Genomic DNA, 8588 nt, shown 5'->3' on the forward strand with positions numbered 1-8588 from the left:
TTTCTCTTAACGCTATTTATATATCATGATGGAGACCCACAATCCCCGCGACTTCGGCTGTGTGTGTGAAGCCTCCATTCTTTATCTATCGGTAGGCGGCCTACGCACGAAGATGACGGGCTTTTTTACATCCTGACAAGAGCCGCACAACCACTTATTCGTTGTTGACGTTAGGCCTAATAAAATGAAATTTGTTACAGCCAATTGGAAGCGCCTGCGTGGAATGATGGTGGCAGGCTTTGATTGTTGGCGACATGCCTAGATTACCTCTTAATAAAGTGTTTAAGGATCAAGTAAAGGGGTAGTAGCATCGTCATTTTTCTCTTCATTGTCATCCGAAAGATGTTGTGCATTATTACGATGAGCTAAACGATAAGGAGCATTGGCGTTCCATAACACAGTAATTAGGCGTTGATAATAAAGATATCAATAGCCTTAATAGCGTCCGAAGCTCCATAAGAGCAGTATATAAGAAGAGCAGTATATTAAGATCAATAAAAATAGCAGAAGCTAATCGCGCTACCGTTCGAATGGCAAAGGTTAGTGTAGATTCGCCCTCATCATCCGTCCTCTCGGCGGGAGTGTAAAAACTAAGGCGCGGAAACCAACGACGATGTTGTACTAGAAGCCCTTGAGTTTGTTATGGACGAAGCTACTTCGCTGAGTGATAAATAATAATTGGGTGCTGCACCCAATAATGGGACACATCCGAGTAATATCCTTCCTATATGTAGGAATATTGATCTTATCGTAGATAATAAATCTCAAATCCTGTTCGTGTGAATACACACATCTCTAAAAAACTTACCGCCATTTCTCTTGCTAATGAGTGGAGGCATCGAGCATGCGTTATTATTGCGAGATCGGTACAAAAGCACGGCAATCGCTAACGATTATAGCTATGCCGAAGTTTTTTCGATGCTGCACGTGGTGTAAAAATAAATCTCCTAAAGCGGCAGAAATTGCGCGCATCATAGATGATTGAATAAATAGAGAAAAAGTGATCTACGACGAAAAATATAAATAAAACTGCTGTATTCAATGAATACATTCGTTACTAAATACCCTGCCATTGAAATACCTATAGTGGGCAGAATTGCTGGGTTGAAGAGTGCGCTCAAAGAATGGAAAAGCGCACGAGCTAGAGGGCCATATTGGGCGGCAATAGCAAAAACCAGAGCTGGCCCCATTCGCTTCTTAGGCGATTAACGATTGGTGAGAATGCCCGTTGTAATCGAGCTGGATCATTTTGTTCTATAAATTGGCGATTTCACAGCCCAAACTAGTTGCTTGATTAGCTGAATTATTGAGAATAAAATCGGGTAGAGTCTGAATCGTGGGGTAATTCCACACCAACTAAATAAGCTACTGACATTATTTCCTGTAATACCGTAAGGCCTCAGCTCGTTGCTATCCACAGTATCTGATTGCGGACTGTCTGTTATAAACACGAGGGTCGTCAGGTCAGGGTGGCAATTATTACCAGATCTTAATAAGGGGTTGATTGCTTATGAGACAAAGTATTTCTAACGCACAATCAGTTATGATTTGCCATGCCTCGTGAGGCATTTTAATTTTCTCCAAAGGAGGTAAAAAGGGAATCAGCGAATAATGATGAAATTCACTAAACTTAAACTGGACGGATCGTTTTTCTTCTTAAGTTGCGAGAGATTACGTAATATTTCCAGGATTAAAAATTAAAATCATCCTACCAGAAGGAAGTTAAGGGAATATTAGTTCTGTTGAAGCTTCGATCTCACCATATAGAAAAACCTATTTAAAGCGTGTATATTAAAACCCTTTTTACGGTAGGGCTCAGGGAGCAGTAGGAAAACTGGGAGGTATTTTGTTGTGAAATTTTTTCTTGCCGTAAGTCTGCTGGTAGCAGCTTTGTTTATTTCATTTCCCAGCGCACTCGTTCGCGAAAAACACCCACTTAAGATAAAATAAGACGCACGCTTCAAACGTCATCCGGTAGGAAAAAGCGTTGCGAAACAAAGTAAATAATTTACAAGTGGAATTACATCAGGTTAAAACCCGCAATCATCTGGAACAGGAAAAATCGACCACAAATACACTCGCACACCTAGGGGCATTAGAAGAAGACGTCGACTTAGGCCATGCACTGTGCGATTACTTTGGAGCATTACGTTTTCGTCATGGGATTACCGTAACAACTTCATCTTTGTTGGGACTCAAAAGCGCCTTTAATGCTTCGGATTTATGAATATCCCAGCATGAATGAAGATCTTCTTTTGTTATAGAACGACAATACTTTGAGCGTCATTTGTTGGAGGTCGGCGATACGTTAGATAACCGGGCCATTGTTCTTTTAAGTGGGGCTTTAAGAAGGAGAAATTATTCATCGGGGTGTTTTGATCATCGAAGCTGGGGAGATGTTAACCTTACCACGGCTGAACTCGATATAATGCCGATGTTGAGTACTTTGGCAAATGGTTTTTGCGTTGGATTATTATGATGACTCGCCGTCAGCCAGCAGCAGTCGCGTGACAAATGCCCGCATGTGGTTTTTTGACCATCGGAATTTATTCGGCCCTCCTCTCTATTTTACCCTGGGTCAAATGTATGTTCCGTTTGGGAAATACAGCAGCGCGATGTTGACTACGCCGCTCACTAAATCGTTGGCAAGAATCGAAGCTTGTGCCGCTGTATTAGGCTCACCACGAGGGTTTTTACACCTCTGTGTATAGAGCTTTCTTTTTTAAGGGGATCAAATCCGGCTCTGACCATGTTTTCAGACAAGAGGAATTAATTCAGGATACCAAAGTAGAGGTTTTGATATAGGAGAGGGGTATGTTACGAATATTACTAATTCAGAAGGGATACAAGATTGATATTTCTCCTTTTGTAACCACCTTTCCTGGAAATATTCGACGAGGTGTGCTGACTCAATTTGGTGGATTCGGCGAAACGCCAAACGGAAATAATTTACAACACCGTTCCTATGCTGAACGCTCATATGGAATTTTCTCATAGCCCTTTGGGGGTGCTGCTCGAATTACGGCCGTTCGTTCCTTTGTGTTGCAAGATATAGATTTCAATGGGCGGGTGCTCGCCTTCAATTTACTAAAAAACAGTTATTCTTTTGTGATCAGCACCTCAATTTAGAAAAAAATACAATGGCGGGGATCGAATTTCGTCACGACGTTCATATGGCCGGGTATTGCCAGTACCACAGGCTCCGGCTAATTCGGGGGCAACTCCAGTTGATGCTTATTTTTAAGTGCTTGGATGAGCTAAAAGTACCTTGTAACATTGATATGAGGGATAGCAAAATTATAGGTGCTCTATAAACTACCGACACCGCCATATTGGAAGTATTTTAAGCAAATGATAATCAAAACATCGCAAACCAACTAAACACTTATCGGATTGAAGGTACGACCTCTATTGAAATTAATCCTTATAAACAGCGAGAGATGAAAAGTTTTTCTCAGTAAATATAAACAAGCGAGAGGTTATTTTTCGTCCCTGTTCAAGAATCTATATAACCTTGAAATAACCTATTTATCATTCCATGGGATTGGATAAGTTGAGAGTCGTTTTTCGGGATATTCACACAAGTCATTAATTAAGCATTCAGAACATTTAGGCCGTCGTGCTATGCAAATATAGCGGCCGTGTAAAACTAGCCAGTGGTGAGCATCCGCTAAATATTTTTTCGGAACTACTTCCATTAATTTCTTTTCAATAAGGAGCGGTGTTTTTCCTCGCGCCAAACCGGTGCGGTTAGCCACACGAAAAATATGCGTATCCACGGCGATAGCGTGTTCGCCAAATGCCGTGTTTAAAATCACGTTTGCTGTTTTGCGGCCAACGCCGGGTAAAGCTTCCAGTTCCTCACGCGTTCGAGGTACTTTGGAGTGATAGTTTTCAATTAATACTTTGCACGTTTTAATAATATTTTTAGCTTTCGTATTATAAAGCCCAATCGATTTAATGTATTTTTTTAATCCGCTTTCACCCAGTGCTAACATCTTGGTCGGCGTATTGGCGACGCGATATAAATCTTTAGTGGCTTTATTAACACTGATGTCGGTGGCTTTTGCCGATAGCATTACCGAAATTAATAATTCAAACCCAGAATGATAAATTAATTCGGAGACCGGTTTATGATTGCGCGTTTTAAAACGATGAAAAATTTCTTCACGTTCGGTTTGATCCATTAGAATTTCCCTTTTTTACTCGGACGCGTTCGATAGAAGCACGGATGGCAGTTTTTCGTGCATCCAACGTTTGTTTGGGTGTATTGATTAATTTAGCTTCTTGGTGCTTGCGACGTTGCTCGGATTTATGGCGGGAAAGTCTTTTTTGTTTTTCTTCATAACGAGAACGCCATTGTTGAGCCTTTTTCTTTTTTTCGTAAGGGGTGGGTGGCGTAATTATTTTAATATCGATGCAATTCACCGGACAAGGTGGGAGGCATAGTTCACAGCCGGTGCAAGCGTCGGTGATCACCGTGTGCATTAATTTAGAAGCGCCGATAATTGCATCGGTAGGACACGCTTGGATGCATTTCGTGCAGCCGATACATTCATCTTCGCGAATGAAAGCAACACTGGCCGGTTTAGTTTTTTTTTTCAACGCAGCGATAGAAGGGGTGGGATCTTGATGAAGGGCATCGGCTAATTTTAAAAGTGTCTCCACACCGCCGGGTAGACACCGGTCGATAGGAGCTTCGTTGTTAGCCATTGCTGCGGCATAAGGGCGGCAAGCAGTGTATTCACACAAGCCACATTGGGTCTGTGCTAAGATGGCATCGATATCGTCAATTAATTTTTTTTTCTCACTCATGGGCCAATCGAGCAGTGGTTTCAGGTAATAATCGTTGCATTAAAGGTTCAAAAGGATTAATGGAATGATCGAGCAATGGCGTTTTTAAATTTACAAAATTTAATTCATCGCAATTTAAAAATTGTTCGACTCTTTTTGCCGTGACTGGCAAGATGGGTTTTAAATAGGTCGTTAAAATTTTAAATAAATTAAGCCCTTGGGTGCATACGGCTTGTACTTGAGCTTCTTGATTAATTTCTTTAGCGAGCTCCCAGGGCTTTTTCGCGTCGATATATTGATTGGCTCGGTCTGCCAGCGACATAATAACACGAACCGCTTTACTGTAATTGAGGGACTCGTAATGATCTGTGATCGTTTGTTCAGCGTGTAAAAAGGATGCGTATAAATCAGCTTTTGGCAATTCGCTCGCTAATTTTCCGCCAAATTTTTTCGCAATAAAGCTAGCGCACCGGCTGGCGAGATTGACGTATTTTCCGATTAGATCGGCATTAACCCGTTGAATAAAGTCATCCAAATTTAAGTCGATATCTTCAACTTGAGCGCTTAATTTGGCGGCATAATAATACCGTAGATATTCAGGACTTAAATAATCCAAGTAATGGTGCGCTGTAATAAAAGTTCCACGGGATTTTGACATTTTATGGCCGTTTACTGTGAGATAACCATGGACATAAATGGTCGTTGGTAACCGAAAACCAGCGCCGGAAAGTATTGCTGGCCAAAAAAGTGCATGGAAATACACGATATCTTTTCCAACAAAATGATAGAGCTCAGTTTGACTTCCTTCTTTCCAATAAGCATCGAAATTCACAGAGGGGCGCTGTTTGGAGAGGTTTTTTAAACTAGCCATATAGCCGATGGGTGCATCCAGCCAAACGTAAAAATATTTATTAGCCGCATGGGGAATTTCAAAACCAAAGTAAGGTGCATCCCGAGAAATATCCCACGACTTTAAATCCTCAGAGAACCATTCTTTGAGTTTATTAGCGACTTGAGGTTGCAAGTGTCCCGCATCGATCCATTTTTTTAATAATTGAGTATAGCAATTTAAGGAAAAGAAAAAATGTTCCGAATTTTTTTCAATGGGCTTTGCGCCGGATAAAGCAGAAACAGGATCGATTAATTCAGTTGGGCTATAGGTGGCACCGCAAATTTCACAGACATCGCCATATTGATCTTTGGCGCCACACCGCGGACACGTACCGCGAATGAAGCGATCAGGCAGAAAAATTTCTTTTACGGGATCGTAGGCTTGGGAGATGGTCTTCGCAAAAATATCGCCTTTATCTTTAAGGTAGGTGTAGATTAATTCGGCTAATTCACGGTTTTCGGGGGAATGGGTCGTGTAAAAGTTGTCGTATTCAATTAAGAATCCTCTCAAATCTCGAGCGTGCTCCTTATGCATTTTAGCCACCAGCGCTTCGGGGGGGAGCCCTTGTTTTTCTGCGGCGATCATAATGGCTGTGCCATGTGCATCTTCACCGCAAATGAAAAGGCAATCGTTTCCCTTCAGCCGCTGAAATCGGACCCAAATATCCGCCTGGATGTGTTCAACCATGTGGCCCAAATGAATAGGTCCATTGGCGTAAGGCAAAGCGGCAGTCACTAGAATTTGTCTTTTCTCTGTCGTCATGTAGAAGACACTATACCTAGTTTGAGCCGAATTTTCATCATTTTGACAGGGTCTGAAGGCCCATCTGTATCTTTAATGCGTTACGCCAAATTTTAATTCAGTTTTAATCGGATTCATCTAATAGAGTGAAATAGTATTTGTATTCAAGAAAAAACATCGGGAGGTTCTCTGAAAAAATGATACTATGAATTATAGTTTGGAATAACGCGAAAGGTTGGAAAATGCCGAATTTTGCCAAGATTATTGAATCGCTTTGTCATAACGATATCGCTCCAGGCTTGGCTGCTGAAGAAGTCGCGGTTTGAATGCTGAAGATTATTAGTACCACCGGCTGATGGGAAGCTAATTTGGAGAAGTTTCACCCGGATCGAGAATTTTAACTGCTCATAAATGCATTTACTTCCCATATTAATCGTATTAAAAAAGAAGATTCGGTCAGATTTATGGCATTTATCTTACTGGATGTGCTTGCTTTCAGTTAGATACTCTTCGGGTGAGGTCACTGCTGAGAGTATTAATAAAGCGGTGCGGAAGAATGTCAGGCATTTTAATAATAAAGATGAATTGTCTGGAAAGGAGTTAGTGGAATTAAGAGAAGTACCCGAGGTTAAAAAGCTGTCGAATTAAAAGAGAAAAAAGAGATAATGCAAAGACTTAAAGAGTTATAGCTTCATGACGTTTTTATTCAAGTAATACAGACACAACCAAAAATTCCCTGTAGCCGGTTTGATAAAGCAATTAAAGAATATAAACACCTACTAAAAACCCGAACAATATAATCACGATCTGGCTACAATCGTACAGTGTATTTGTAAACTCTATCCGTCTTTTGATGCATGCCTGCAGGGTAATTTTAATGAGGCTTTGGCGTGTCTATTACACCACCTCTTTCTCTCCTCTCGCATTTTAATGTTATAGATATAGTGCGCAATGATAATTATTTTGAAATATTGAATCCAAATAGAAAAATGATAGATAAACGATTTCAATTGTTGAAAACGAAGTTATTGATTCCAGATATGCTAACTCAATTTGATAAAATCCATAATTTAACCGCTTTCAATGCCGCTATTCGCGATGAAAATAAACTGCTTGAAGAAAAAGCAGGAAGTCGATAGTAAAATTTATACATCCTTTCAGGAAATCTTTGACAATTCCCTAATCCTCTATTAACCAAAAAGAAGTGAATTTATTAACTGACCCTTTTCGCTTGTGTATCATTTAAAAATCAGGGCATTACAGCTATCTATACAGATAAGGCTATATTTTGTGATGGCAGCAGCGAAAAACTGCGATTATACAATATTTCTCCAAAGCGAACGATAGTCTCTATAGAAAGAAAGCAGATGAATATTGAAGATATCGATATTTGCGCGTCTTATCATTCAGGAGAAAAAAGCAAGGGATCATTGGCTACTGGTTACTGGCGTTACACCCTGTCTGCCTATTGTTATTTACAACTCTGAATCAAAAAACATTGGGTATACCACGTACAGCCGGCATCGCTTAGCGACACTTCTATTCATCCATTAGGATACCTTCGAGGATTTACTCCTTTTATTGCCTTGAAAAAGGATGAAAGAAGTAATAACGTATATTATTGAAGGAAGAAAATTATCCTTTCAAATTGTGATTGTCAATTGTGATATAGAGCATAGAGATTTTTATCGATTGATAAAAAACTTGGTGAGCTCAGTATTTCTCTTACCGATATTAAATACATTTTATGTGAGTTTAAAAAATATTCCCGGAATAATCGAGTACAACCTTGGTTATCAACCGTCCACACAGCGATACGCTATTTATCGTCCAGATGAAAGAAAATTTCTAGTACCGGCGACTTTAATTTCGCGGGGAAAAGGATATGATAGAAAAGGAAGAAGAGTTTAAAACAGAAATAGTCACTCAATGTTTAGCTTATTTTCAACAAGGGTAGAGGAAGAGAAAGAAGACCTAATTGTTGGTCGTCAGGGATTTTGGTTTGATTAAAAGAGTTAGCTTTGGAATCGGGATACTCCATACACGAAGGAAAGCGATGAGTTTGTTTCCTGAGCAGGTGGAATTAATGGAAAGGCTTGTTTTAATTGAAGCAATTGATTATTGGGTTGAAAATAATTTCCCTTACATTTTCTAAGCCGTA

At 40.1% G+C, this 8588-nt stretch carries 3 protein-coding genes and 4 pseudogenes; 3 read left to right on the top strand and 4 right to left on the bottom strand.

The window, feature by feature from the left end:
• Positions 1-282: 282 nt before the first annotated feature.
• Positions 283-1656: pseudogene (locus FIV31_RS06375) on the bottom strand (hypothetical protein); the annotation flags it as partial.
• Between the two features lie 195 nt (positions 1657-1851).
• On the opposite strand from FIV31_RS06375, the pseudogene FIV31_RS06380 reads away from it, so the two are divergent.
• Together FIV31_RS06380 and FIV31_RS06385 are read left to right on the top strand one after the other, a co-directional pair.
• A pseudogene (locus tag FIV31_RS06380) lies at positions 1852-3244 on the top strand (LbtU family siderophore porin).
• Positions 3245-3392: 148 nt separating this feature from the next.
• Positions 3393-3557, top strand: a pseudogene (locus FIV31_RS06385) (ATP-binding protein); the annotation flags it as partial.
• Here the strand turns inward: FIV31_RS06385 and nth are convergent.
• The 3 genes and pseudogenes from nth to metG form a co-directional block, all read right to left on the bottom strand.
• Positions 3532-4187 (bottom strand): annotated as a pseudogene (gene nth, locus FIV31_RS06390) (endonuclease III). The pseudogenes FIV31_RS06385 and nth overlap by 26 nt on opposite strands.
• Positions 4168-4815, bottom strand: a complete 648-nt coding sequence (locus tag FIV31_RS06395; RefSeq protein WP_280124195.1) for an RnfABCDGE type electron transport complex subunit B — start codon at positions 4813-4815, stop codon at positions 4168-4170. Before FIV31_RS06395 ends, nth begins: the two are co-directional and overlap by 20 nt.
• Positions 4808-6448, bottom strand: a complete 1641-nt coding sequence (gene metG, locus FIV31_RS06400) for a methionine--tRNA ligase (RefSeq protein ID WP_280124196.1) — start codon at positions 6446-6448, stop codon at positions 4808-4810. The genes FIV31_RS06395 and metG overlap by 8 nt, the downstream gene beginning before the upstream one ends.
• Before the next feature lie 869 nt (positions 6449-7317).
• Between metG and FIV31_RS06405 the strand changes: the two genes are divergently transcribed.
• Complete coding sequence (locus tag FIV31_RS06405; RefSeq protein ID WP_280124197.1) at positions 7318-7566, top strand: hypothetical protein; 249 nt, start codon at positions 7318-7320, stop codon at positions 7564-7566.
• Positions 7567-8588 lie beyond the last annotated feature (1022 nt).

The sequence above is a fragment of the Coxiella endosymbiont of Ornithodoros amblus genome (assembly GCF_019425495.1).
GTDB lineage: Bacteria > Pseudomonadota > Gammaproteobacteria > Coxiellales > Coxiellaceae > Coxiella.

Excerpts from the sequence above, each read along its gene's own strand:
- FIV31_RS06395 (WP_280124195.1), bottom strand. The coding sequence starts at position 4,815 with ATGAGTGAGAAAAAAAAATTAATTGACGATATCGATGCCATCTTAGCA.
- metG (WP_280124196.1), bottom strand. The coding sequence starts at position 6,448 with ATGACGACAGAGAAAAGACAAATTCTAGTGACTGCCGCTTTGCCTTAC.